At 53.7% G+C, this 23,310-nt stretch carries 21 protein-coding genes and 1 pseudogene; 16 read left to right on the top strand and 6 right to left on the bottom strand.

Annotation, left to right across the window (positions count from 1 at the left end; translation table 11 throughout):
• Nucleotides 1-10: 10 nt before the first annotated feature.
• Nucleotides 11-1,219: a multidrug efflux MFS transporter MdtH gene (mdtH, locus tag OGV85_RS09970; RefSeq protein WP_003036166.1), complete on the bottom strand. Its 1,209-nt coding sequence runs from the start codon at nucleotides 1,217-1,219 to the stop codon at nucleotides 11-13.
• A 259-nt stretch (nucleotides 1,220-1,478) separates the two neighbouring features.
• Here mdtH and rimJ point away from each other — a divergent pair, with 259 nt between their 5' ends.
• The 4 genes from rimJ (at nucleotide 1,479) to murJ (ending at nucleotide 5,428) form a co-directional block, all read left to right on the top strand.
• Nucleotides 1,479-2,063 (top strand): ribosomal protein S5-alanine N-acetyltransferase, encoded by a 585-nt coding sequence (gene rimJ / locus OGV85_RS09965; protein ID WP_016149925.1) that lies wholly within the window; start codon nucleotides 1,479-1,481, stop codon nucleotides 2,061-2,063.
• A gap of 34 nt (nucleotides 2,064-2,097) precedes the next feature.
• A complete protein-coding gene (locus OGV85_RS09960) occupies nucleotides 2,098-2,745 on the top strand; it encodes a YceH family protein (RefSeq protein WP_003036171.1) in 648 nt (215 codons plus the stop codon).
• A gap of 1 nt (nucleotide 2,746) precedes the next feature.
• A complete protein-coding gene (locus tag OGV85_RS09955; protein ID WP_003036174.1) occupies nucleotides 2,747-3,670 on the top strand; it encodes a Gfo/Idh/MocA family protein in 924 nt (307 codons plus the stop codon).
• Between the two features lie 222 nt (nucleotides 3,671-3,892).
• The gene (murJ, locus tag OGV85_RS09950) at nucleotides 3,893-5,428 is read left to right on the top strand and encodes a murein biosynthesis integral membrane protein MurJ (protein ID WP_003036176.1); all 1,536 of its coding nucleotides are present in this window, start codon (nucleotides 3,893-3,895) and stop codon (nucleotides 5,426-5,428) included.
• A gap of 85 nt (nucleotides 5,429-5,513) precedes the next feature.
• Here the strand turns inward: murJ and flgN are convergent, their stop codons facing one another.
• From flgN to flgA, 3 genes are all read right to left on the bottom strand, one after another.
• Nucleotides 5,514-5,936 (bottom strand): flagella biosynthesis chaperone FlgN, encoded by a 423-nt coding sequence (gene flgN / locus OGV85_RS09945; protein ID WP_003036178.1) that lies wholly within the window; start codon nucleotides 5,934-5,936, stop codon nucleotides 5,514-5,516.
• A gap of 3 nt (nucleotides 5,937-5,939) precedes the next feature.
• Nucleotides 5,940-6,233: a flagellar biosynthesis anti-sigma factor FlgM gene (gene flgM, locus OGV85_RS09940; RefSeq protein ID WP_003036183.1), complete on the bottom strand. Its 294-nt coding sequence runs from the start codon at nucleotides 6,231-6,233 to the stop codon at nucleotides 5,940-5,942.
• Nucleotides 6,234-6,326: 93 nt separating this feature from the next.
• Entirely contained in the window at nucleotides 6,327-6,986 is a 660-nt protein-coding gene (gene flgA, locus OGV85_RS09935; protein WP_003036186.1) for a flagellar basal body P-ring formation chaperone FlgA, read from the bottom strand.
• Between the two features lie 157 nt (nucleotides 6,987-7,143).
• On the opposite strand from flgA, the gene flgB reads away from it, so the two are divergent.
• From flgB to flgL, 11 genes are all read left to right on the top strand, one after another.
• Nucleotides 7,144-7,560: a flagellar basal body rod protein FlgB gene (flgB, locus tag OGV85_RS09930; protein WP_003846806.1), complete on the top strand. Its 417-nt coding sequence runs from the start codon at nucleotides 7,144-7,146 to the stop codon at nucleotides 7,558-7,560.
• Nucleotides 7,561-7,563: 3 nt separating this feature from the next.
• Complete coding sequence (flgC, locus tag OGV85_RS09925; RefSeq protein ID WP_003036191.1) at nucleotides 7,564-7,968, top strand: flagellar basal body rod protein FlgC; 405 nt, start codon at nucleotides 7,564-7,566, stop codon at nucleotides 7,966-7,968.
• An 11-nt stretch (nucleotides 7,969-7,979) separates the two neighbouring features.
• Nucleotides 7,980-8,678, top strand: coding sequence for a flagellar hook assembly protein FlgD (gene flgD, locus OGV85_RS09920; protein WP_003832158.1), 699 nt, complete (start codon nucleotides 7,980-7,982; stop codon nucleotides 8,676-8,678).
• 26 nt (nucleotides 8,679-8,704) lie between these two features.
• Nucleotides 8,705-9,991, top strand: coding sequence for a flagellar hook protein FlgE (gene flgE, locus OGV85_RS09915; protein WP_061547852.1), 1,287 nt, complete (start codon nucleotides 8,705-8,707; stop codon nucleotides 9,989-9,991).
• 20 nt (nucleotides 9,992-10,011) lie between these two features.
• Nucleotides 10,012-10,767 (top strand): flagellar basal body rod protein FlgF, encoded by a 756-nt coding sequence (locus OGV85_RS09910; RefSeq protein ID WP_003036200.1) that lies wholly within the window; start codon nucleotides 10,012-10,014, stop codon nucleotides 10,765-10,767.
• Between the two features lie 13 nt (nucleotides 10,768-10,780).
• Complete coding sequence (flgG, locus tag OGV85_RS09905; RefSeq protein ID WP_003036202.1) at nucleotides 10,781-11,563, top strand: flagellar basal-body rod protein FlgG; 783 nt, start codon at nucleotides 10,781-10,783, stop codon at nucleotides 11,561-11,563.
• A 57-nt stretch (nucleotides 11,564-11,620) separates the two neighbouring features.
• Nucleotides 11,621-12,319, top strand: coding sequence for a flagellar basal body L-ring protein FlgH (gene flgH, locus OGV85_RS09900; protein WP_003036206.1), 699 nt, complete (start codon nucleotides 11,621-11,623; stop codon nucleotides 12,317-12,319).
• Nucleotides 12,320-12,352: 33 nt separating this feature from the next.
• The gene (locus tag OGV85_RS09895) at nucleotides 12,353-13,429 is read left to right on the top strand and encodes a flagellar basal body P-ring protein FlgI (RefSeq protein WP_057063917.1); all 1,077 of its coding nucleotides are present in this window, start codon (nucleotides 12,353-12,355) and stop codon (nucleotides 13,427-13,429) included.
• The gene (gene flgJ, locus OGV85_RS09890) at nucleotides 13,429-14,379 is read left to right on the top strand and encodes a flagellar assembly peptidoglycan hydrolase FlgJ (protein ID WP_003036212.1); all 951 of its coding nucleotides are present in this window, start codon (nucleotides 13,429-13,431) and stop codon (nucleotides 14,377-14,379) included. The genes OGV85_RS09895 and flgJ overlap by 1 nt, the downstream gene beginning before the upstream one ends.
• A gap of 64 nt (nucleotides 14,380-14,443) precedes the next feature.
• The gene (flgK, locus tag OGV85_RS09885) at nucleotides 14,444-16,108 is read left to right on the top strand and encodes a flagellar hook-associated protein FlgK (RefSeq protein WP_003036215.1); all 1,665 of its coding nucleotides are present in this window, start codon (nucleotides 14,444-14,446) and stop codon (nucleotides 16,106-16,108) included.
• Between the two features lie 14 nt (nucleotides 16,109-16,122).
• Entirely contained in the window at nucleotides 16,123-17,076 is a 954-nt protein-coding gene (gene flgL, locus OGV85_RS09880) for a flagellar hook-associated protein FlgL (protein ID WP_003036218.1), read from the top strand.
• A 77-nt stretch (nucleotides 17,077-17,153) separates the two neighbouring features.
• On the opposite strand, the pseudogene OGV85_RS09875 reads toward flgL, so the two are convergent.
• Nucleotides 17,154-18,353, bottom strand: a pseudogene (locus OGV85_RS09875) (MFS transporter).
• Nucleotides 18,354-18,374: 21 nt separating this feature from the next.
• On the opposite strand from OGV85_RS09875, the gene OGV85_RS09870 reads away from it, so the two are divergent.
• Nucleotides 18,375-19,400, top strand: a complete 1,026-nt coding sequence (locus OGV85_RS09870; RefSeq protein WP_071593186.1) for a LysR family transcriptional regulator — start codon at nucleotides 18,375-18,377, stop codon at nucleotides 19,398-19,400.
• Between the two features lie 40 nt (nucleotides 19,401-19,440).
• Here the strand turns inward: OGV85_RS09870 and rne are convergent, their stop codons facing one another.
• Entirely contained in the window at nucleotides 19,441-22,704 is a 3,264-nt protein-coding gene (gene rne / locus OGV85_RS09865) for a ribonuclease E (protein WP_061547853.1), read from the bottom strand.
• Between the last annotated feature and the right edge of the window lie 606 nt (nucleotides 22,705-23,310).

The raw sequence follows: 23,310 nt of genomic DNA, 5'->3' as shown, positions 1-23,310 counted from the left end.
GGTTCGGCTATCAGGCGTCTGGCTCCAGCATACCTCGCGTTGGGCGTTTGAGACTGAATTGCCAGCCCAGCGCCAGGAAGGTGATGAAGCCAATAATACCGAGCATCATCCAGGGCAGCTCAGGCTGTGCCAGGGCCTTGCCCATGTCAAACAGCCAGCCGCCGCCGACATAGCCAATTGCGCCGCCGATGGCGAGTCCCAGTCGGCTGAAGCCCATATAGCTTCCTCTGGCCCGCGCATTCGCCAGCGAGGCGCTCAGAGTTTCACGCGCCGGTTCGGCGATGATCGAGCCAATATAGAACGTGCAGATAAGGGTGAACAACTGCTGCAAATTCCCGACCAGCCCAATGGGCATCATGCTCAGAGACATCACCAGCAGGCCCGCCATCAGACGATGTTCAAGGCGAAAGCGTTTTTCACTCCAGCGGGCAATCGGGTACAGCAGCGTTAAAGAGAGACATGCCTCAATGGCATACATCCATTTCACGGCGGCTGGTGAGCCAGCGATGTCGTTCACCATGATGGGCAGCATCAGCATCACCTGTACCGCCAGCATGTAATAGCCCGCCAGCGTCAGCACATAGGTGACAAAGCGCTTGTCATGCATCACGTGGCTCATCCCTTCGCGCACCGGAATTTTCACCGTCGACAGCTTCCATGCCGGGAGCAGCCAGGCGTTAAACGCCGCGCACAGAACGAACAAAATTGCGCCGGTGGCACATACCAGACGGAAATCGTATTGCAATAACCAACTGCCGAGTAACGCGCCGACCACGGCCCCGGCGCTATCCTGCATCATCAGAATAGAGAAAAAACGCCCGCGCTTTTCCGGGCGGATCAGCTTGACTACCAGCGCCGAACGGGGAGGGTCGAACAGCGTGCCACCCAGCCCGGAAAGAAAGCAGGAAAACCACAGCAGCCACGGTTCATGCGCAATGCCCATGGTGGCGAACCCGGCTGCGCGCATCAGCATGCCGGTGACGATCATCGGTTTGGCGCCGAAACGGTCAGCAATAGCACCGCCGAAAATACCCAACCCCTGCTGGATAAATTGACGTAATCCAAGCGCGATACCGACCATCACGGCGGCCCAGCCCATTTGGTCGACGAAACGAATTGAGATCAGCGGGAAAACGACGAAGAAACCCAGCACGACCAGCATATTATCGATGAGAAGGAAGTATTTACCCAGGTTCCTTGCCTGCGAGACTTGCGACATTTCCCCTCCAGGGAAAAACTCGTCACTCTGGATAGAGTTTAAAAGATAAGCACCTCCTATTCTGCGGTGTCGTCATCGCTTTTCCCACCCTTCGCGGGACAATATTTTTTTATCAAAAGTCCGTCTTGATAGAGAGTTTTCATCAAAATGTGTGAATAATTCAAAAAATGGCATTTTGCTCTTTTCACAGGGTGTATTCGCACAGGTATAGTAATGCGAATAGCGTATTGAAGACGTTACGGGAAGGAGTAGGTATAGAATGTTTGGCTATCGCAGTAACGTGCCAAAAGTGCGCTTAACCACGGACCGCCTGGTCGTGCGTTTAGTGCATGAGCGTGATGCCTGGCGTCTGGCAGATTATTACGCAGAAAATCGTCATTTCTTAAAACCCTGGGAACCTATTCGCGATGAAAGCCACTGCTATCCGTCCGGCTGGCAGGCGCGTCTCGGCATGATCTCTGAGTTTCATAAACAGGGCACTGCCTATTATTTTGCGCTGCTCGATCCGGACGAAAAAGAGATTATCGGCGTTGCGAACTTCTCAAACGTGGTGCGGGGATCCTTCCATGCCTGTTATCTCGGCTACTCCATTGCGCAGAAATGGCAGGGGCAGGGGCTAATGTATGAAGCCTTAACTTCGGCCATCCGTTATATGCAGCGCACTCAGCATATTCACCGCATTATGGCTAACTACATGCCACATAATAAGCGCAGCGGTGACCTGTTGGCGCGACTGGGTTTTGAAAAAGAAGGGTATGCCAAAGACTACCTGCTGATTGACGGGCAGTGGCGCGATCACGTGCTGACGGCGTTGACCACATCAGAATGGACCCCCGGCCGCTAAGTTTCAGATGCAGTCATGATTAATGGAGAAGACGATGAAATACGAATTAACCGCCACCGAAGCACGAGTGATTGGCTGTTTATTAGAAAAACAAGTGACAACGCCGGAACAGTACCCACTCTCCGTCAATGGAGTCGTAACAGCCTGCAATCAAAAAACGAATCGTGAACCGGTGATGAACCTGTCGGAATCGGACGTGCAAGAGCAGTTGGATAACCTGGTTAAGCGACATTTTCTGCGCACGGTGAGCGGCTTTGGCAATCGCGTCACGAAATATGAGCAGCGTTTCTGCAACTCTGAATTTGGCAATCTGAAGCTTAGTGCCGCAGAGGTGGCCGTAATCACTACACTGCTGCTGAGGGGCGCTCAGACGCCTGGTGAATTGCGTAGTCGCGCATCCCGTATGTACGAATTCAGCGATATGGCCGAAGTGGAATCGACACTGGAAAATCTGGCAACCCGGGAAGATGGGCCTTATGTGATCCGCCTGGCGCGCGAGCCGGGCAAACGTGAAAGTCGCTATATGCACCTGTTTTGCGGTGAGGTTGATGAAGCCGTTGCCGCAGCAGATCAACTCCCTGCAGCCTCCGGTGATCTGCAGGCACGCGTGGAAGTGCTGGAAACGGAAGTCGCAGAACTTAAGCAGCGACTTGATTCATTGCTGGCGCACCTGGGAGACTAACGTGAATAAATTACGTATCGGCGTAGTCGGCCTTGGCGGTATTGCACAAAAGGCCTGGCTACCCGTGCTGGGCACCTCCGCGGACTGGACGCTGCAAGGCGCCTTTTCACCTTCGCGCGATAAAGCACTGCGTATCTGTGATACCTGGCGGATACCCTACGTGGATTCACTGGTGAATCTGGCGCAAACCTGCGACGCGGTTTTCGTCCATTCCAGCACCGCGACTCACTATGCGGTCGTCAGTGAATTGCTGAATGCCGGAGTTCACGTGTGTGTGGATAAGCCGCTGGCGGAAAACCTGCGTGAGGCTGAGCAACTGGTGGAGCTGGCCGCGCGGAAAAAACTCACGCTGATGGTCGGGTTTAACCGCCGGTTTGCACCGCTGTACCAGGATCTCAAAACCCAGTTGAGCACCGCAGCGTCTGTACGTATGGATAAGCACCGTACGGATAGCGTTGGGCCGCACGATCTGCGTTTCACTTTGCTGGACGACTATCTGCACGTAGTCGATACCGCATTGTGGCTGGCGGGAGGGCAGGCGCAGTTAAATAACGGCACGCTGCTGACCAATGAATCTGGTGCGATGCTTTACGCCGAGCACCATTTTTCTACCGGTCAAATGCAGATAACGACCAGTATGCATCGCCGTGCCGGTAGCCAGCGTGAGAGCGTGCAGGCGGTGACGGACGGTGGCCTGATTGACGTAACTGATATGCGGGAATGGCGGGAAGAGCGTGGGCAAGGTGTTGTTCATAAGCCGATAGCGGGCTGGCAAACGACCTTAGAACAGCGTGGTTTTGCCGGATGTGCGCGTCATTTCATTGAGTGCGTGCAAAATCAGACGGTTCCCCAGACGGCAGGCGAGCAGGCGCTACTGGCCCAGCGTGTTGTTGAAAAGCTGTGGCGGGAGGCGATGGCTGAATAACCCCCTGTAACATCTGGCGGTAGTAATTCATTGTAATCCAGGTACTATATGCCCACTCAAAATAACACCTCTTTTCAACCATAGGCTGATTTGTCGGCCTGATAAGGCGCTACGGTGTCGCCATCAGGCGCAGCAAAAGTGTCGGATGGCGGCGAGAATGCCTTATCCGACCTACGGGCAGGTTTGTCGGGGTTTTGCCTCAGAGTCTGGAATACAACATAGATGAATTTATTAAAGTCGCTGGCAGCCGTCAGCTCGATGACGATGTTTTCACGAGTGCTGGGTTTTGCGCGTGATGCGATTGTCGCCAGAATCTTTGGTGCAGGGATGGCGACAGATGCCTTTTTTGTGGCATTCAAACTTCCTAACCTGCTACGCCGAATTTTTGCCGAAGGCGCATTTTCGCAGGCGTTTGTGCCGATTCTTGCTGAGTACAAAAGCAAGCAGGGGGAAGATGCTACCCGCGTGTTTGTTGCCTACGTTTCCGGACTGTTGACGCTGGCGCTGGCTGTGGTGACGGTAGCCGGGATGTTGGCTGCGCCATGGGTGATTTTAGTTACCGCGCCGGGGTTTGCCGACACAGCGGATAAATTTGCGCTGACCACTCAACTGCTGCGGATCACTTTTCCCTATATTCTACTGATTTCACTGGCCTCACTGGTTGGTGCGATCCTTAACACCTGGAACCGCTTTTCTATTCCTGCGTTTGCCCCGACTTTTCTGAATATCAGCATGATCGGTTTCGCGCTGTTTGCGGCCCCTTATTTTCATCCGCCAGTGCTGGCGCTGGCGTGGGCCGTTACCGTGGGTGGCGTGCTACAGCTGATTTATCAGCTTCCGCATCTGAAGAAAATTGGCATGCTGGTACTGCCGCGTGTGAACTTCCGCGATGCGGGGGCGATGCGCGTCGTCAAGCAGATGGGCCCGGCGATCCTTGGGGTATCAGTCAGCCAGATTTCACTGATCATCAATACGATTTTCGCCTCGTTTCTGGCCTCTGGCTCAGTTTCGTGGATGTACTATGCCGACCGTCTGATGGAGTTTCCGTCCGGTGTGCTTGGCGTAGCGCTGGGGACTATCCTGCTGCCATCGCTGTCCAAAAGCTTTTCCAGCGGTAATCATGATGAGTATTGTCGCCTGATGGACTGGGGCCTGCGCTTGTGTTTCCTGTTGGCATTACCGAGTGCTGTAGCGTTGGGTATTCTGGCCAAACCGCTGACGGTGTCTCTTTTCCAGTACGGTAAATTTACTGCCTTTGATGCTGCGATGACCCAGCGTGCGCTGGTGGCGTATTCGGTAGGTTTGATTGGCTTGATCGTGGTGAAAGTGTTGGCTCCGGGCTTTTACTCGCGCCAGGATATAAAAACGCCAGTGAAGATTGCCATTGTGACGCTGATTATGACCCAGGTGATGAACCTGGCCTTTATCGGGCCGTTAAAGCATGCCGGGCTGTCGCTGTCGATTGGTCTGGCGGCGTGTCTGAACGCTTCACTGCTGTACTGGCAGTTGCGTAAGCAGAAAATCTTCACCCCGCAACCGGGCTGGACCTGGTTCCTGGCGCGACTAGTGATTTCCGTGTTGGTGATGTCGGCGGTGCTGGTTGGGATGCTCTACATCATGCCAGATTGGTCACAGGGAACGATGTTGTGGCGCCTACTGCGTCTGATGGCGGTCGTGGTGGCAGGTATTGCTGCTTACTTCGCAGCACTCGCTGTACTGGGCTTTAAAGTAAAAGAGTTTGTGCGCCGGACGGCATAAAGAATCAATGCCGGATGGCGGCATAACGCCGTATCCGGCCTACAAAAAGTGTAGGCCTGATAAGCAAAACGTTATCAGGCTTGCATCAGATAGAGAATTTTTTCCCGCCGCGGTGCGCAGCTGAAGTTTGACCGTTTGCGCCATACAACGCCGGTTCCTGGTGCGGTTTCAGCACTTGTATTGCTTGTTGATTACGCTCGATCTGCCCTTCCAGCAGCCAACCATTGTGCTGGTTGAGGTCGCGTAAGTGCTGCGTTTTCTTGGTGATAGTCTGCCAGCGTTCAGCAATCTCATCATTGGCGCTGCGCGTGGCGTCATGCTCCAGGCGGCGCTGTTGCTCAAGATAATCAAGGGTTGCCAGCAGCGAGCTTTTTTCTTCTGTAATACGCTGTAGCTGGCTGCCATTGATATGCCCTGCGGAAAGCTGCTGCTGTTCAGCATCCATTACCGTTTTCAGGTCATTGAGGACAGTCGTCATCTGGTCAAGTATTTCTGACAAACGAGTCATACTTTATTTACTCTGTAGGTAGCTCTGCGCCTCGCGAATCAGCGAGTCGGCAATTTTTCCGGTATCCATTTTCAATTCACCGTTACGGATTGCGGTTTTCAGTGCTTCCACGCGTTCCATATTGATGTCATTGGTGCCGGGCTGCATCAGTTTGGCCTGGGCGTCGCTCAGCATGACGCTGGTGCTGGTGGTCGCGGTGGTTTTTTCCTTCTGCGCTTTTTGTACCGGCGCATCGCTGGTTTCACGCGGCTGAACGGTGCTTACTGGCTTCAATGGTGAGGTACGATCAATGCTCATTTTATTTTTCCTCATCGAGGGGTTACGCTATAGCGGCCCGCTGTAATCATTGGTTGTTTATCTATCGGCACACGCTAAAAAATCTTTAACCTATTATAGGTTAATAAGAATATTCCCATCAGAATCGACGACGCCGCTCACCACCTGGCCTGAAATCATCCGCACTCGCGCATTCTGTGCGACAGCGGCGTTGTTCAGCGCTTTACCTTCGGCATTAACCCGAAAGCCATCTCCGTTGGCAATAACCAGCACGCGCTGACCGGCCTTGATCCGCCATGCCTGGCGCAACATCGAAAGCTGTATCGGTTGGCCCGGGACCAGATCGCGCAGGCTCACAGCATCCTGCACCTGACTCATATCCAGCACCGCGCGCGGCGGTAGTTGGTCCAGCCGACCACGTTTCAGCGTTACGCTGGCTGGGGTCAGGGTGCTACCTCGTGCTACAGGCGCGGCGGCTACTACGTAGTTTCCCGTCGCCTGCACGTTCACCTGCAGATAACGTTTTTCGTTGGCGCAGCGAGCCAGCACATTCACATTACCCCACAGTTTCGCGCTACCTGACACGCTTAATGCCGGTTGCTCACAGCTCGGCAATAAGTTTGGTGACGTTCGGATAGTGACCACCACCTCATCGCTAAATCCGGCCAGGCGCTGGGAAAACCATGCCGTTAGCTGCGAATTCAGGTCTTGCGCCAGCGTCATAGGGCTGAACAGCAGTGCTGCCACGACTATTCCACGTTTAAACGTTTGCATCAAAACCTCGCGCTTTTTCAGGTAGTGGCAGGATTTTACCTGTGTGACGCAGTCATCAACGCAACAAATAGCGACGCATTTTGCGTTTATTCCGGCGATAACGCGCGCGTAATGGGATTTAAGCTGTCGGCTGAATTTTGTCATTTGCGGAGGAGATATGCTCGATAAGCTCGACGCCGCCTTACGTTTTCAACAGGAAGCGCTGAATTTGCGCGCCCAACGCCAGGAAATTTTGGCGGCCAACATTGCCAATGCCGACACGCCGGGGTACCAGGCGCGCGACCTGGATTTCGCCAGTGAATTAAAAAAAGTCATGGTGCGAGGACGGGAAGAAACCGGCGGCGTTTCGTTGACGCTGACCTCTGCACAACACATTCCGGCCCAGACCGTTTCTTCGCCGTCTACGGAGCTGCTCTACCGTATTCCTGACCAGCCATCTCTTGATGGCAACACGGTGGATATGGACCGGGAGCGCACGCAATTTGCAGACAACAGCCTCAAGTATCAAATGGGGCTGACCGCGCTGGGTGGGCAAATCAAAGGCATGATGAACGTGCTGCAAGGAGGGAACTAATTCGTGGCGCTGTTAAATATTTTTGATATCGCAGGTTCTGCGCTGACGGCTCAGTCTAAACGCCTGAACGTCGCGGCCAGCAACATGGCGAATGCGGATAGCGTCAGCGGGCCCGACGGTCAGCCGTATCGCGCGAAACAGGTTGTTTTTCAGGTAGATGCTGCGCCAGGTGCGGCAACCGGTGGCGTAAAAGTTGCTGACGTCATTGAAAGTCAGGCACCGGATAAGCTGGTTTATGAACCCGGTAATCCGCTGGCCGATGCGAATGGCTACGTAAAAATGCCGAATGTGGACGTTGTTGGCGAGATGGTCAACACCATGTCTGCCTCACGTAGCTACCAGGCAAACGTCGAAGTGCTCAACACCGTGAAAAGCCTGATGCTCAAAACGTTGACGCTAGGCCAGTAAAGGAGGCGCACATGTCTATTGCTGTAAAAATGAATGACCCGAGCACGACGGGGGTTAATGCCGCCACGGGGAATAGCTCCCTGACGGGCAGCAATGCCGCTGACCTGCAAAGCAGCTTTCTTACGCTGCTGGTTGCACAACTGAAAAACCAGGATCCTACTAATCCGCTGCAAAACAACGAACTGACTACCCAGTTGGCGCAAATCAGTACCGTGAGCGGGATTGAGAAACTGAACACCACGTTAGGGTCGATCTCCGGGCAGATCGACAACAGTCAGTCGCTGCAGGCCAGTACGCTGATTGGCCACGGGGTCATGATCCCGGGTACCACCATCCTGACCGGTAAAGGGACGGAAGAGGGTGCCAAAACCACGACAACACCATTTGGCGTTGAGCTGCAGCAACCGGCAGATAAGGTTACCGCAACCATTACCGATAAAGACGGCAAAGTGGTACGCACCATTGACATTGGTGGATTGAAAGCGGGCGTTCATACCTTTACCTGGGACGGCACCATGACCGATGGCACGGATGCACCAAGCGGTTCTTACAACGTGTCAATTGCTGCCAGCAATGGCGGAACGCAACTGGTGGCACAGCCGCTTCAGTTTGCGCTGGTGCAGGGCGTTATTCGCAGTAACGGCGGTAATACGCTGGATCTTGGCACCTATGGAACCACCACCCTCGACGAAGTACGGCAGATAATTTAAGCCTTCACACTTATCAGGAGTAAGTCATGGCCTTTTCTCAAGCGGTCAGCGGTCTGAACGCTGCAGCGACCAACCTCGATGTCATTGGTAACAACATCGCCAACTCCGCCACCTACGGTTTTAAATCCGGTACGGCATCTTTTGCCGATATGTTTGCCGGTTCGAAAGTCGGTTTGGGCGTTAAAGTTGCGGGTATTACTCAGGACTTTACCGACGGTACTACCACCAACACCGGACGTGGTCTGGATGTTGCTATCAGCCAGAACGGTTTTTTCCGTATGGTAGACAGCAACGGTTCCGTTTTCTACAGCCGTAACGGTCAGTTCAAGCTCGATGAAAATCGCAATATCGTTAACATGCAGGGGCTGCAGCTGACGGGCTATCCGGCTACCGGTACCCCACCGACAGTTCAGCAGGGTGCAAACCCGGCACCGATCACTATCCCGAATACGCTGATGGCGGCTAAATCCACCACTACTGCGTCAATGCAGGTCAACCTGAACTCTACTGACAAATTGCCAACGAAGACCCCGTTTAACCCAAGCGATGCGGACTCCTACAACAAAAAAGGCAGCGTTACCGTTTTCGATAGCCAGGGTAATGCCCATGACATGAACATTTTTTATGTCAAAACAGGCCCTAACAAATGGGATGTCTACACCCAGGACGCCAGCGTTACGGGTTCAGTTGCCACCAAGAATGCGGTGATGAACTTTAGTGCTAACGGTACGCTGACTTCTGTGAATAATTATGTTGAAGAGCCAGTAGACCCCTTAGATCCAACCGGACCAAAACATCTGGTTGAAGGTCCGGATAATGCCCAACCGCAAATTCAGATCTCCACCGGTACGATCAATGGCGCAGTTCCGGCGAACTTCTCTCTGAGCTTCCTGAACTCCATGCAGCAAAACACCGGCGCCAACAACATCGTCGCCACGAATCAGAACGGCTACAAGCCGGGCGATCTGGTGAGCTACCAGATTAACAATGACGGTACGGTGGTCGGTAACTACTCCAACGAACAGCAACAGGTTCTGGGGCAGATCGTGCTGGCAAACTTTGCCAATAACGAAGGTCTGGCATCTCAGGGCGATAACGTCTGGGCGGCGACTCAGGCTTCCGGCGTGGCGCTGCTGGGTACCGCAGGCGAAGGTAACTTCGGTAAGCTGACCAACGGTGCGCTGGAAGCGTCAAACGTGGATTTGAGTAAAGAACTGGTGAATATGATTGTCGCCCAGCGTAACTATCAGTCGAACGCGCAGACCATCAAAACCCAGGATCAGATCCTCAACACGCTGGTCAACCTGCGCTAAGCGCCTGACGGGATGGCTTAATGGATCACGCAATTTATACCGCCATGGGCGCGGCCAGTCAGACGCTGAATCAACAGGCGGTGACGGCCAGCAACCTGGCAAACGCCTCCACGCCAGGGTTTCGTGCGCAGCTCAATGCACTGCGCGCGGTTCCTGTAGAAGGATTGTCTTTACCGACGCGTACGCTGGTCGTGGCCTCCACACCGGGGGCCGATATGACGCCGGGTCAGATGGACTATACCTCTCGCCCGCTGGATGTAGCGCTGCAACAGGATGGCTGGTTGGCTGTGCAGACCGCGGATGGTAGCGAAGGATATACCCGTAACGGCGCTATTCAGGTAAGCCCAACGGGTGAACTGACTATTCAGGGACACCCGGTAATTGGCGAAGCCGGACCGATAGCCGTACCGGAAGGTTCAGAAGTCACCATTGCGGCGGACGGGACAATTTCTGCACTTAACCCTGGCGATCCGGCTAATACGGTCGCGCCAGTGGGGCGGCTGAAGCTGGTGAAGGCAACAGGGATCGAAGTGCAACGTGGCGATGACGGTATGTTCCGTCTGACCCAGGCCGCGCAGGCTACCCGTGGTGCGACGTTACAGGCCGACCCCAGCATCCGTGTGATGTCGGGCGTGCTGGAAGGCAGTAACGTTAAACCGGTTGCTGCGATGAGCGACATGATCGCCAACGCCCGCCGCTTTGAAATGCAGATGAAAATTATCAGTAGCGTGGATGATAACGCGGGCCGCGCCAACCAACTGCTGTCGATGAGTTAATACAGGACATTTTATGATCAGTTCATTATGGATCGCCAAAACCGGCCTGGATGCGCAGCAAACCAACATGGATGTGATTGCCAACAACCTGGCAAACGTCAGCACCAACGGATTTAAGCGCCAGCGCGCCGTGTTCGAAGATCTGTTGTACCAGACGATTCGTCAGCCTGGCGCACAGTCTTCTGAACAAACCACGCTGCCGTCTGGTTTGCAGATTGGTACCGGTGTACGTCCGGTTGCAACCGAGCGTTTACACAGCCAGGGTAACCTGTCGCAGACCAACAACAGTAAAGATGTGGCGATTAAAGGCCAGGGCTTTTTCCAGGTCATGTTGCCCGATGGTACGTCCGCTTATACCCGCGACGGTTCTTTCCAGGTGGATCAGAACGGTCAGTTGGTGACTGCGGGTGGTTTTCAGGTTCAGCCTGCCATCACCATTCCGGCTAACTCGCTCAGTATCACCATTGGACGCGACGGGATTGTCAGCGTGACCCAACAGGGACAGGCGGCGCCTGTTCAGGTCGGGCAGCTTAACCTGACAACCTTTATGAACGATACCGGTCTGGAAAGCATTGGTGAGAATCTGTACACCGAAACGCAGTCATCCGGTGCGCCGAACGAGAGCACGCCGGGGCTGAACGGCGCGGGTCTGCTGTATCAGGGCTATGTTGAAACCTCTAACGTCAACGTGGCGGAAGAGCTGGTAAACATGATCCAGGTTCAGCGCGCTTACGAAATCAACAGTAAAGCGGTATCGACCACCGATCAGATGCTGCAAAAACTGACGCAACTCTAAAGTGGAGTCCGGTGGGGTGAAAACCTCACCGGCACACTGATTTTGAAGATGACCGCAATGCGAAAACACGCGCTTCACCCATACCCTATTTTAGCCCTGCTGGTGGTTTCACTAACAGGATGTGCCTGGATCCCGGCCACGCCCCTCGTGCAGGGCGCGACGACTGCCCAGCCCGTTCCAGGTCCAACGCCGGTGGCGAATGGCTCAATCTTCCAGTCGGCACAACCGATTAACTATGGTTATCAGCCACTCTTTGAAGACCGTCGTCCACGCAATATTGGCGATACGCTGACCATCGTATTGCAGGAAAACGTCAGCGCGAGCAAAAGCTCTTCGGCGAACGCCAGCCGCGACGGCAAGACAAACTTTGGTTTTGATACCGTACCGCGCTATCTGCAAGGTCTGTTCGGTAACGAACGTGCCGACGTAGAAGCCTCAGGCGGTAACTCCTTTAACGGTAAAGGCGGCGCGAACGCCAGAAATACCTTCAGCGGCACGCTGACCGTAACGGTCGATCAGGTACTGGTGAATGGCAACTTACATGTCGTGGGTGAAAAACAGATCGCCATAAATCAGGGCACTGAATTCATTCGCTTCTCCGGGGTCGTTAACCCGCGCACCATCAGTGGCAGCAACTCCGTACCGTCAACCCAGGTTGCGGATGCGCGTATTGAGTACGTCGGCAACGGCTACATCAATGAAGCGCAAAATATGGGCTGGTTGCAGCGTTTCTTCCTTAATTTGTCGCCGATGTAAGCGAGGTACCCCGTGTTTAAATTTTTTGTTGGAATGGCACTGGTGCTGGTAACCGCCTTCGCGCATGCCGACCGTATTCGTGACCTGACCAGCGTGCAGGGCGTGCGGGAAAACTCGCTGATTGGTTATGGGTTGGTGGTGGGTCTGGATGGTACAGGTGACCAGACCACCCAGACGCCGTTTACCACGCAAACGCTCAACAACATGCTGTCGCAGTTGGGGATCACCGTGCCCACCGGCACCAATATGCAGTTGAAAAACGTGGCAGCGGTAATGGTCACCGCGCAGTTCCCGGCCTTTGGTCGTCAGGGGCAAACTATTGACGTTGTGGTCTCTTCCATGGGTAACGCTAAAAGCCTGCGCGGCGGAACGCTGCTGATGACCCCGCTGAAAGGGGTCGATAGCCAGGTATATGCGTTGGCGCAAGGGAATATTCTGGTTGGCGGTGCGGGCGCGGCTGCGGGTGGCAGCAGCGTGCAGGTAAACCAGCTCAATGGCGGACGCATTACCAACGGCGCGACCATCGAACGTGAATTACCCAGCCAGTTCGGCGGCGGTAACACCATTAATCTGCAACTGAATAATGAAGATTTCACGATGGCGCAGCAGATTACCGACACCATTAACCGCTCGCGTGGCTTTGGCAGCGCAACGGCGTTGGATGCCCGCACTATTCAGGTGCGCGTGCCAAGCGGCAACAGCTCGCAGGTGCGTTTCCTTGCTGATATCCAGAATATGGAGGTGAACGTCACGCCGCAGGATGCGAAAGTGATTATCAACTCACGCACCGGATCTGTCGTCATGAACCGCGAAGTAACGCTGGATAGCTGTGCCGTGGCACAAGGCAACTTGTCGATCACGGTGAACCGCCAGGCGAACGTCAGCCAGCCGGACACACCGTTTGGCGGTGGACAAACCGTAGTGACGCCACAAACCCAGATTGACCTGCGCCAAAGCGGTGGTTCGCTGCAAAGCGTACGTTCCAGCGCCAACCTGAACAATGTTGTGCGTGCGCTGAATGCACTGGGGGCAACGCCGATGGATCTGATGTCCATTCTGCAATCGATGCAGAGCGCGGGTTGCTTACGCGCCAAACTGGAAATCATCTAATGATTGGTGACAGCAAACTGCTGACCAGTGCCGCCTGGGATGCGCAATCTCTGAACGAACTGAAAGCGAAAGCGGGTCAGGACCCGGCGGCGAATATCCGCCCGGTCGCCCGTCAGGTTGAAGGGATGTTCGTGCAAATGATGTTGAAAAGCATGCGTGAAGCGCTGCCGAAAGATGGCATGTTTAGCAGCGATTCAACGCGCTTGTATACCAGCATGTATGACCAACAAATTGCACAGCAGATGACCGCAGGCAAAGGTCTGGGGCTGGCTGAAATGATGGTCAAGCAGATGACTGAAGGGCAAGCGCAACCTGCGGGTGACGCGCCGCAGGTGCCGATGAAGTTTTCACTGGAAACGGTGACCAGCTATCAAAATCAGGCACTGACGCAACTGGTCCGCAAAGCCATCCCCCGGGCGACAGAAAGCAATGATGAGCCGCTGTCAGGTGACAGCAAAGACTTCCTCGCCCAGCTGTCACTGCCGGCTAAGCTGGCCAGTCAGCAGAGCGGGGTCCCGCATCATCTGATTTTGGCGCAGGCGGCGCTGGAGTCCGGATGGGGGCAGCGACAAATTCGTCGCGAGAATGGCGAACCGAGTTTCAACATTTTTGGTGTGAAGGCTTCGGGAAGCTGGAAAGGTCCAACCACTGAAATCACCACCACTGAATATGAGAACGGTGAGGCGAAAAAGGTGAAAGCCAGATTCCGCGTCTATAGCTCTTACCTTGAGGCGTTGTCGGATTATGTCGGTCTGATATCCCGTAACCCGCGCTATGCGGCGGTGACCGCTGCTGCGACCGCCGAACAGGGGGCGCAGGCATTGCAAAATGCGGGTTACGCCACAGACCCTAACTATGCACGTAAATTAACCAGCATGATCCAGCAGTTGAAATCGATGAGCGAAAAGGTGAGTAAAACCTACAGCACGAATCTCGATAATCTCTTTTAAATAGCTCAAGTCTACCGACCTGCTGCCGATAATAACGAGTATTGAAGGATTACAAGGAACCTCCATGTCCAGCTTGATTAATAACGCGATGAGTGGACTCAGCGCAGCGCAGGCCGCGTTGAATACTGCCAGTAATAACATCTCCAGCTATAACGTTGCCGGATATACCCGACAAACAACAATTATGGCGCAAGCGAACAGCACGCTGGGTGCGGGGGGCTGGGTAGGCAATGGCGTCTATGTTTCTGGTGTACAACGTGAATATGACTCCTTTATCACTAACCAGTTGCGAGCAGCGCAGAACCAGAGCAGCGGTCTGACGACGCGTTATGAGCAAATGTCAAAGATAGACAATTTGCTCTCCAGCAAAACCAGTTCTATTTCGACCTCAATGCAGGACTTTTTTACCAGCCTGCAAACGCTGGTCAGCAACGCCGAAGATCCGGCGGCACGCCAGGCGCTGATCGGTAAAGCTGATGGATTGGTAAATCAGTTTAAAACGACCGATCAGTATCTGCGCGATCAGGATAAGCAGGTTAATACCGCGATTAAAGCCAGCGTCGATCAGATCAACAACTATTCGAAGCAAATTGCCAGCCTCAACGACCAGATTTCTCGTATGACAGGCGTCGGCGCAGGTGCATCTCCTAACGACCTGCTTGACCAACGCGACCAGCTGGTCAGTGAACTGAATCAGATTGTCGGTGTTGAAGTCAGCGTTCAGGATGGTGGCACCTACAACCTGACAATGGCCAACGGCTATTCGCTGGTGCAGGGCAGCAATGCACGTCAACTGGCGGCAGTGCCTTCCAGCGATGATCCTAATCGTACAACGGTGGCCTACGTTGATGGCGTTGCCGGAGCTGTTGAAATTCCTGAGAAACTGTTGAATACCGGTTCACTGGGCGGACTGCTCACCTTCCGTTCTCAGGAGCTGGATCAGACGCGTAATACCCTAGGCCAACTGGCGCTTGCATTTGCCAGTGCATTTAACGCCCAGCATAAAGAAGGTTTTGATGCCAACGGCGATAAGGGTGAGAATTTCTTCGATATCGGCAGCCCGTCTGTACTGAGTAATGCTAAAAATACTGGCAAAGCGGAATTAACTGCAGAAGTTGGTGACAGTTCGAAAGTACAGGCTACCGACTATAAGATTGTGTTCAGTGGCGGTAAGTGGCAGGTGACGCGTCTGGCAGATAACACAACGTTTGAAGCTAAACCTGGTACAGACGGAAAACTGGATATTGATGGTCTGAAAGTAACGGTTAAGGCTAATCCAACCGGAGCTAATGATAACGACAGCTTTATTCTGAAACCGGTAGAAAACGTTATCGTCGATATGAAAGTCAAGGTGACCGACGAGTCGAAAATCGCCATGGCGTCAGAGAAAAACACTGATCCTGCTGCGGATACAGGTGCAAGCGATAACCGTAACGGTCAGAAACTGCTGGATCTGCAAACCAAAGAAACTGTTGGTAAAAAAACCTTTAATGACGCTTACGCCACACTGGTGAGCGACGTGGGCAACAAAACGGCGACGCTGAAGACTAGCAGTACCACGCAAAATAATGTGGTCAAGCAGCTTTATAACCAACAGCAGTCTATTTCCGGCGTTAACCTCGACGAAGAGTACGGTAATTTACAGCGTTTTCAGCAGTATTACCTGGCTAACGCTCAAGTGCTGCAGACCGCGAATGCGTTGTTTGATGCACTGATTAATATCCGCTAAGGGAGAGGGACACAATGCGTATCAGCACCCAGATGATGTACCAGCAGAATATGCGTGGCATCACTAACTCTCAGGCTGAATGGATGAAGTTCGGCGAGCAAATGTCAACGGGTAAACGCGTGATCAACCCATCAGACGATCCGATTGCCGCCTCGCAGGCCGTGGTACTTTCTCAGGCTCAGGCGCAGAACAGCCAATATACGCTGGCACGCTCGTTCGCGACGCAAAAGGTGTCGCTGGAAGAGAACGTTCTGAGCCAGGTGACGACGGCAATTCAGGCTGCGCAGGAAAAAATTGTTTATGCCGGGAATGGAACGTTAAGCGATGACGACCGTGCATCGCTGGCCACCGACCTGCAGGGGATCCGCGATCAACTGATGAACCTGGCAAACAGTACCGACGGTAATGGTCGCTATATTTTCGGTGGATATAAAACAGAATCCGCACCGTTTGCGCAGGCTGATGGTTCCTACAGTGGTGGTGCCACAAATGTGACCCAGCAGGTTGATGCTTCCCGTACCATGGTCATTGGCCATACGGGCGATAAAATCTTCGCCAACCTGACCAGCAACGCCGTACCGGAACCAGGTGGCGGTACTCAGGAAAAGAACCTGTTCAAAATGCTGGATAGCGCGATTAAAGAGCTAAAAATTCCTATTGCAGGTAATGATGTGGCAAAGGACAAAGCCGCAGCAGCTATCGATAAAACCAATCGAGGTCTGAAAAACTCACTGAATAACGTGCTTTCCGTTCGTGCAGAATTAGGTACGCAACTTAGTGAATTAAGCTCGCTGGATTCACTGGGCGCCGATCGTGCATTAGGGCAAACCCAACAGATGAGTAACCTGGTGGATGTCGACTGGAATGCGGCGATTTCGTCCTACGTCATGCAGCAGGCCGCACTTCAGGCTTCTTATAAAGCGTTTACCGATATGCAGGGAATGTCGTTGTTCCAGCTTAATCGGTAATAACCCTTTTTGAACATATCTTGAAACTGGGTATGTTTGACTGCCCGCTCCTTTAACACCCCGGAGCGGGCATTTTTTTAGGCAACCGACGCTTTACTAAGCGACAGGTTCCCCGTCAGTCTTATGACCAACGCGATCGCACTGCTGAAGGTTGCCAGCGTCACCACACCTTCCCAATTGGCAAGCGCATAGACCTGACTCCCGAGAACGGAACCCAGCGCCATACCGATAAACACCATCGTAAACAGCAGAGCGTTTAATCGTCCTCGTGCCTGAGGCTCCAGGCTATAGACCAGGTTTTGGTGGGCAACCAGGCTGGATTGCAATCCGAGATCAAAACCTACCGCAGAAAGGGCGATAAGCAGCCACTGCCCCTGAACGGGCAGGGCGGGTAACAAAAACATCAGTGCGAAAGATACCGTTACCAGAAAAGCACCCAATTGCGTCACTTTTGCTGCACCCACTTTATCGGCAAGATGGCCCGCCATCGGTGCAGCAAGCGCTCCGGCTGCTCCCGCGATACCAAAAGCACCCGCTATAGCGCTACCCAGGTGGTAATGCTCAGATAACATCACCGCCAGCGTAGACCAGAAGGCGCTAAAAGCAATGGACAGAAAGCCTTGTGCCAGTGCTGCGCGGCGCAAGGTGGAATATTGTTGCCAAAGTTGCACCATCGAGAGCATTAATGATGGATAGCTCAACGTGGAATGGACCGTAAAACGAGGCAGTGCTTTCCACATAATCGCGGTAATTACGGCAATGCTAACGGCAGCAAGTTGATACATCTCACGCCAGCCAAACGCCTCACCGACCAGTCCACTGACGGTACGTGAGAGTAAAATTCCCAGCAGAAGGCCCGTCATTACGGTGCCCACCGTTTTTCCCTGTTTGCCTTCGGGCGCCAGTATTGCCGCCGCAGGCACAATATCTTGTGCCATGGTTGCCGCCATGCCCATCAACAGGCTCACTATTAACAGTGAATGCAACTGCCCGGTAAAGCTGCATGCCAGAAGCAGCACAGTAAGAGAGATACTTTTCAGCAGGATTAATGTCCTGCGGTCATAACGATCGCCCAATGGTAATAAAAACAAAATACCCAGCGCGTATCCCGCCTGGGTCAGCGTCGGGACCAACCCCATGCCGGTAATACTTAAGTTCAGATCCTGACCCATTAAAGGCAGAAGGGGTTAAGCATAGTAGATAGCAGCGACACTGAATCCGGCACCTACTGCCAGAACGAAAGTGACCCAACGGGAAAGTGCGATATATGTGTTCACAAATGATTCCTCAATCACAGGATGTGCGGCTATTTTTATCCTTCAGCGAGTGGCGTGGTAGCGAGCGCAGTGGTAAAACAGTTATACGTCAGGCGTATGATGAAACTGAAAATGATAAAAAATGAGCGTATAGACAGGGTGGAGCTGATGCGTACGTTTGTGCGTATTGTCGAAGCAGGATCGCTTTCGGCAGCGGCAAAACAGATGGGGACAACGCAAGCGACCGTAAGCCGACGGTTGCAATCCCTGGAAACTCTGCTGGGTGTGAAACTGATCATGCGTACCACGCATGCGATGAAATTGACCGACGACGGCGAAAGAGGCTACCAGCATGCCAAGAAGATTATTGATGCCTGGCTGGCGCTGGAAGATGGACTTAATGTCACGGAAGATGAACCGGTGGGGACGTTGCGAGTCCGTGCACCGCATGCGTTCGGGCAACAACAACTGCTTGAGCCGCTTTTGCAGTTTCTTTCGCGCTATCCCCAGGTAGCAGTAGAGTGGATGCTCAACGATAAAACCGTTGATTTTCTGAGCGATAATATTGACTGCGCTATCAGGGTTGGTGCCGAGGTGGATCCGGCCACGGTTGCCGTTTTACTGGCTGAAGTTCCCCGTAGTATGGTGGCGAGCCCTGGGCTGCTGGAACAATACTGCGAGCTTTCTCATCCTGAGCAGTTATCAGCGCTGCCCTGGATTGCCGTGAATACGTTTTATCAACATAGCGTTTCGTTGTTGCACCAATTGCGTAATGAGCCAGTCACGTTGAATATTTCACCCAGATTAAGTACCGACAGTATTTATGTCGCAAGGAATGCCGCGCTGGCAGGGTTGGGAGTGACTATTGTTTCAAGTTGGATGGTGGCGGAGGATATTGCCAACGGACGTCTGGTTGCGTTGCTACCTGAGTGGCATGCGGCGCCGTTGCCTGTACATTTGGTTTATCCGTGGGCGCGTTACTATCCGATTCGCTTACGCAAGTTTCTGGCCTTAATGAAGGATGTTATGCCGCAGCTGACGGGGATGAAAGGCGTAGATCAGATATAAAAAAGCCGACCCGAAGGCCGGCTTTGATATTGATTATGGCTTACTCGACAGGCTGAGGACGTGTTGCTGGCGCAGTCGCTTGATGCGTTGCACTGTGTCCACCTGCGGCACCTTTGCCTTCAAAGGCGAATGCCGGACGCTGCCAGTCGCTATGACGCGGCGCTTCTGGTACATATTCCGGTGCCGGGGCGCGGGTCATCGGTGCGGTCGCATGGCTGTGAAGGTGTTCAGCATCAACACTGGCTGCGACAACTACAGGCTTAACGACAGTCGCTTCTACAATTGGCGCTGCAACAACTTCCTGCGGTGCAGCAACTTCTTCAACAACTGGCGCTGTTTCCACAACTTCGGCAATCTCTTCAACCACTTCTGGCTGGGAAATAACTACCTCTGCAGGCTCTTCGACAACCGGCGCAGTCACAACGTCAGCCACAGGTTCGGCTTCAGCGGCGATTTCTTCTGCAACGGGCGCATCAGATGCAGCGATAATTTGTGGTTGTTCCTCGACCGGGGTCGCAATGACTTCCGGATGCGTGGTTTCAACCTGTGTGGTTTCAACAACGGGGGCCTGAGGCTCAGCTACGACAATCTCTGGCTGCACGGCTTCAACTGGCGCAGGGGCATCCACAATGTGTTCCACGGCAGCTGCAGCAACCTGAGGCTCTACGACGACAGGTGCGGCTTGCTGCTGGACCATTTCTTGTTCGCGCTGTTCTTCAACCTGCTGATCCTGAGGACGTGCGACAGGGTAGCGGATCCAAACTTTACCGGACGCTAATTCAGGAGATGCACAGGCGACAGTTAACGGCATTGGTGACTGAACCGGATAACGCTCGTCACGGTAACGACGACGACGCTGTCCACTGACGCGCAGATGGCGAGGGGAGCGACGGGAACGACGCGGCATACCATTGGAGTCACGCGCGTCGCTGTTGTCTTCCTGCTCAGTCGCAACGACGGCTGGCAGATCAACTTTCGCCAGTTCGGTGCGTTGTGCTGGTGCAGGCTGTTCTGTTGGCTGAGCGGCAGCGGTTTCAGCAACTACTGCGGCAGTTGCCACTTCGGTTTCAACCGCCGGGCTGTCAGTGAAACGAACTTTCTGAGTCAACTGACGCTGTTTACGGCGAGTCTGAGGCTGACGTACGCGCTCTTCCTGCTCGGCATCCTGCACAGGTTGTTCAGCCTGGTTCAGCTCTTTAACTTCCTGCTGAGCCTGACGCTTGTCATCGTTACGACGGCGGTTGCGTTCGCGACGCGGAGTCTGCTGCTCATCGCCAGATTTCGCTTTGTCTGCAACGTCAGTAGTTTGCTGGCGGTTATCGCGAGCTTCCGCATTTTGCTGCTGTGACTGACGACGGTTACGGCGGTTATCTTCACGGTTTTCGCCGTTTTCTGAACGTTCGTTACGGTTGTCACGGTCACCGCGATTATCACGGTTATCACGACGATCGTTACGGTCGCGACGATTGTTCTGACGCGGTTTACGACGATCCTGCTGGCGTTCGGTTTTCTCTTCAGCTTTCGGCGCAGGTTGTTCAACCGGTTTCACTTCTTCGCTACCACCGAAGATGGACTTCAGTGCGCCAAAGAAACGGCTAATCAAACCGGGCTGTGCGGCAACGGCTGCGGTCGCTGCCGCTGCTTTAGGCGCGGCGGCTTTCGCGGCAGGTTCCTGCAGAGCAGGGGCTGGCGGAACGTCTGGCATGGCGAAGGTAGCCAGCGCCGGTTGCTCAGGCTGTTTACGCTCGACGTACTCTTCTTCCGTCGGCAATGCCATTGCCTCTTCATGCAGTTTCGGCAGTAGATAGCTCAGGGTCGGCGTTTCTTCCCCTTTACGTACGCGCAGCACAGAATAGTGCGGGGTTTCCATCTGATCGTTTGGCACGATCACACAGCGCACGCCATTCTGACGCGTCTCGATTGCATTTACCGCGGTACGCTTTTCGTTGAGCAGGTAGGAAGCGATCGGCACAGGAACAATAGCGTGTACTTCCTGCGTATTTTCTTTCAGTGCTTCTTCTTCGATCAGACGCAGAATAGACAGCGACAGTGATTCGTTATCACGTACGGTACCAGTACCGGAGCAGCGCGGGCACACGTGATGGCTGGATTCACCCAGTGACGGGCTCAGACGCTGACGGGACATTTCCAGCAGACCGAAGCGAGAAATATGGCTGATCTGAATACGTGCTCTGTCCTGGCGTACGGCCTCGCGCAGACGGTTTTCAACCGCGCGCTGGTGACGAACCGGCGTCATATCAATGAAGTCGATTACAATCAGACCGCCGAGGTCGCGCAGACGCAGCTGACGTGCAATTTCATCGGCTGCTTCAAGGTTGGTGTTGAACGCTGTTTCTTCGATGTCGCCGCCGCGGGTTGCGCGTGCGGAGTTGATATCGATAGCGGTCAGTGCTTCAGTGCTGTCGATAACGATTGAGCCGCCGGACGGCAGACGCACTTCGCGTTGGAACGCGGACTCAATCTGAGACTCGATCTGATAGTGGCTGAACAGCGGGATTTCGCCGGTGTACAGTTTGATTTTGCTGCTGAAATCCGGACGACCCAGCGCCGCGATGTGCTGACGCGCCATCTCCATGACTTTTGGGTTGTCGATGAGGATTTCGCCGATGTCCTGGCGCAGATAGTCGCGGAAGGCACGCACGATAACGTTGCTTTCCTGATGGATCAGGAACGGAGCAGGGCGGCTGTCAGCGGCTTTTTGAATCGCTTCCCAGTGCTTCAGGCGGAAGCTCAGGTCCCACTGCAGCGCTTCGGCGGATTTGCCTACCCCTGCGGTACGCACGATAAGCCCCATGCCATCAGGCAGTTCCAGGCTTGCCAGCGCTTCTTTTAATTCGGTACGGTCGTCGCCTTCAATGCGACGGGAGATGCCGCCCGCGCGCGGGTTGTTCGGCATCAGAACCAGATAGCTACCCGCCAGGCTGATAAAGGTAGTCAGCGCAGCGCCTTTGTTGCCGCGTTCTTCTTTATCGATCTGAACGATGACTTCCTGACCTTCACGCAACACGTCTTTAATGTTGGGGCGACCATGGGAGTTGTAGTTAGCGGGAAAGTATTCGCGGGCAATTTCTTTTAACGGGAGGAAACCGTGACGTTCAGCGCCGTAATCAACAAAAGCAGCTTCCAGACTCGGTTCAATACGGGTAATTTTGCCTTTATAGATGTTGGCTTTTTTCTGTTCGTGTCCAGGACTTTCGATATCCAGATCGTACAGACGTTGCCCATCTACAAGGGCGACACGCAACTCTTCCTGCTGAGTCGCGTTAATTAACATTCTTTTCATCGTAACTTACTCATTATTCTTACATTGACGACTAAGCTGCGGGCAGAGTAATGCCTTTCCGGGTGTGAACCGATGGCCTCGTGTCTATTCGCGTCGCCAACCTCACGGTTATCGTCAGCTCAAAGAGGCGCAGAGTGTCGGTTGCCTGTATTTCATACGGAAACACAGCGCAATTATCAGGGGAACAGTCTGGGTGTTACTCTCCAGAGAAGCTTCCATTGTGCTTGTCGTCTTTCACGCTGTCGGTGCGTTGGCTTTATCTTCTCACCCTGGTCACTTACAGGAGTAAGAACCTGGGGGTATCCAGACTTGCCGCCTTCCTACAATGTGAAATCCATAGAGCACTTACCGGTAAGGACTGCAACCCGCAGCCCGCTAACTGCCTGAAAGATCAATACGTCTTACGCCATTGCTGCGTTGATGATCGGTCGGGCAAAATTGGGTCATTCCGGAAAAGTTCTTGTTTTAACAAGATTCAACACGGAAACAACCGCATTATTCCACTGCTAACCTTGTTATAGCAAGATGACTTTTGCCATTTATCACCCGGTTACTCACAGTTTTTTCACTTCCGCGTAGTGATTGCTTTAATAACCACCAAATCGG

It is taken from the genome of Citrobacter sp. Cf132, assembly GCF_030333885.1.
Taxonomy (GTDB): Bacteria; Pseudomonadota; Gammaproteobacteria; order Enterobacterales; family Enterobacteriaceae; genus Citrobacter; species Citrobacter freundii.
This window is presented reverse-complemented; position numbering and strand designations above follow the sequence as displayed.

Bases quoted from the DNA above. Each gene is read 5' to 3' on its own strand.
- flgM (WP_003036183.1), bottom strand. From the start codon at position 6,233: ATGAGCATTGATCGTACCTCACCATTGAAGCCAGTAAGCACCGTTCAG.
- OGV85_RS09910 (WP_003036200.1), top strand. From the start codon at position 10,012: ATGGATCACGCAATTTATACCGCCATGGGCGCGGCCAGTCAGACGCTG.
- flgA (WP_003036186.1), bottom strand. From the start codon at position 6,986: ATGCAAACGTTTAAACGTGGAATAGTCGTGGCAGCACTGCTGTTCAGC.
- flgK (WP_003036215.1), top strand. From the start codon at position 14,444: ATGTCCAGCTTGATTAATAACGCGATGAGTGGACTCAGCGCAGCGCAG.
- flgE (WP_061547852.1), top strand. From the start codon at position 8,705: ATGGCCTTTTCTCAAGCGGTCAGCGGTCTGAACGCTGCAGCGACCAAC.
- OGV85_RS09870 (WP_071593186.1), top strand. From the start codon at position 18,375: ATGTGCGGCTATTTTTATCCTTCAGCGAGTGGCGTGGTAGCGAGCGCA.
- OGV85_RS09895 (WP_057063917.1), top strand. From the start codon at position 12,353: ATGGCACTGGTGCTGGTAACCGCCTTCGCGCATGCCGACCGTATTCGT.
- flgL (WP_003036218.1), top strand. From the start codon at position 16,123: ATGCGTATCAGCACCCAGATGATGTACCAGCAGAATATGCGTGGCATC.
- OGV85_RS09960 (WP_003036171.1), top strand. From the start codon at position 2,098: ATGAAATACGAATTAACCGCCACCGAAGCACGAGTGATTGGCTGTTTA.
- flgB (WP_003846806.1), top strand. From the start codon at position 7,144: ATGCTCGATAAGCTCGACGCCGCCTTACGTTTTCAACAGGAAGCGCTG.
- flgJ (WP_003036212.1), top strand. From the start codon at position 13,429: ATGATTGGTGACAGCAAACTGCTGACCAGTGCCGCCTGGGATGCGCAA.
- flgG (WP_003036202.1), top strand. From the start codon at position 10,781: ATGATCAGTTCATTATGGATCGCCAAAACCGGCCTGGATGCGCAGCAA.
- flgH (WP_003036206.1), top strand. From the start codon at position 11,621: ATGCGAAAACACGCGCTTCACCCATACCCTATTTTAGCCCTGCTGGTG.
- murJ (WP_003036176.1), top strand. From the start codon at position 3,893: ATGAATTTATTAAAGTCGCTGGCAGCCGTCAGCTCGATGACGATGTTT.
- flgD (WP_003832158.1), top strand. From the start codon at position 7,980: ATGTCTATTGCTGTAAAAATGAATGACCCGAGCACGACGGGGGTTAAT.
- rne (WP_061547853.1), bottom strand. From the start codon at position 22,704: ATGAAAAGAATGTTAATTAACGCGACTCAGCAGGAAGAGTTGCGTGTC.
- flgN (WP_003036178.1), bottom strand. From the start codon at position 5,936: ATGACTCGTTTGTCAGAAATACTTGACCAGATGACGACTGTCCTCAAT.
- mdtH (WP_003036166.1), bottom strand. From the start codon at position 1,219: ATGTCGCAAGTCTCGCAGGCAAGGAACCTGGGTAAATACTTCCTTCTC.
- rimJ (WP_016149925.1), top strand. From the start codon at position 1,479: ATGTTTGGCTATCGCAGTAACGTGCCAAAAGTGCGCTTAACCACGGAC.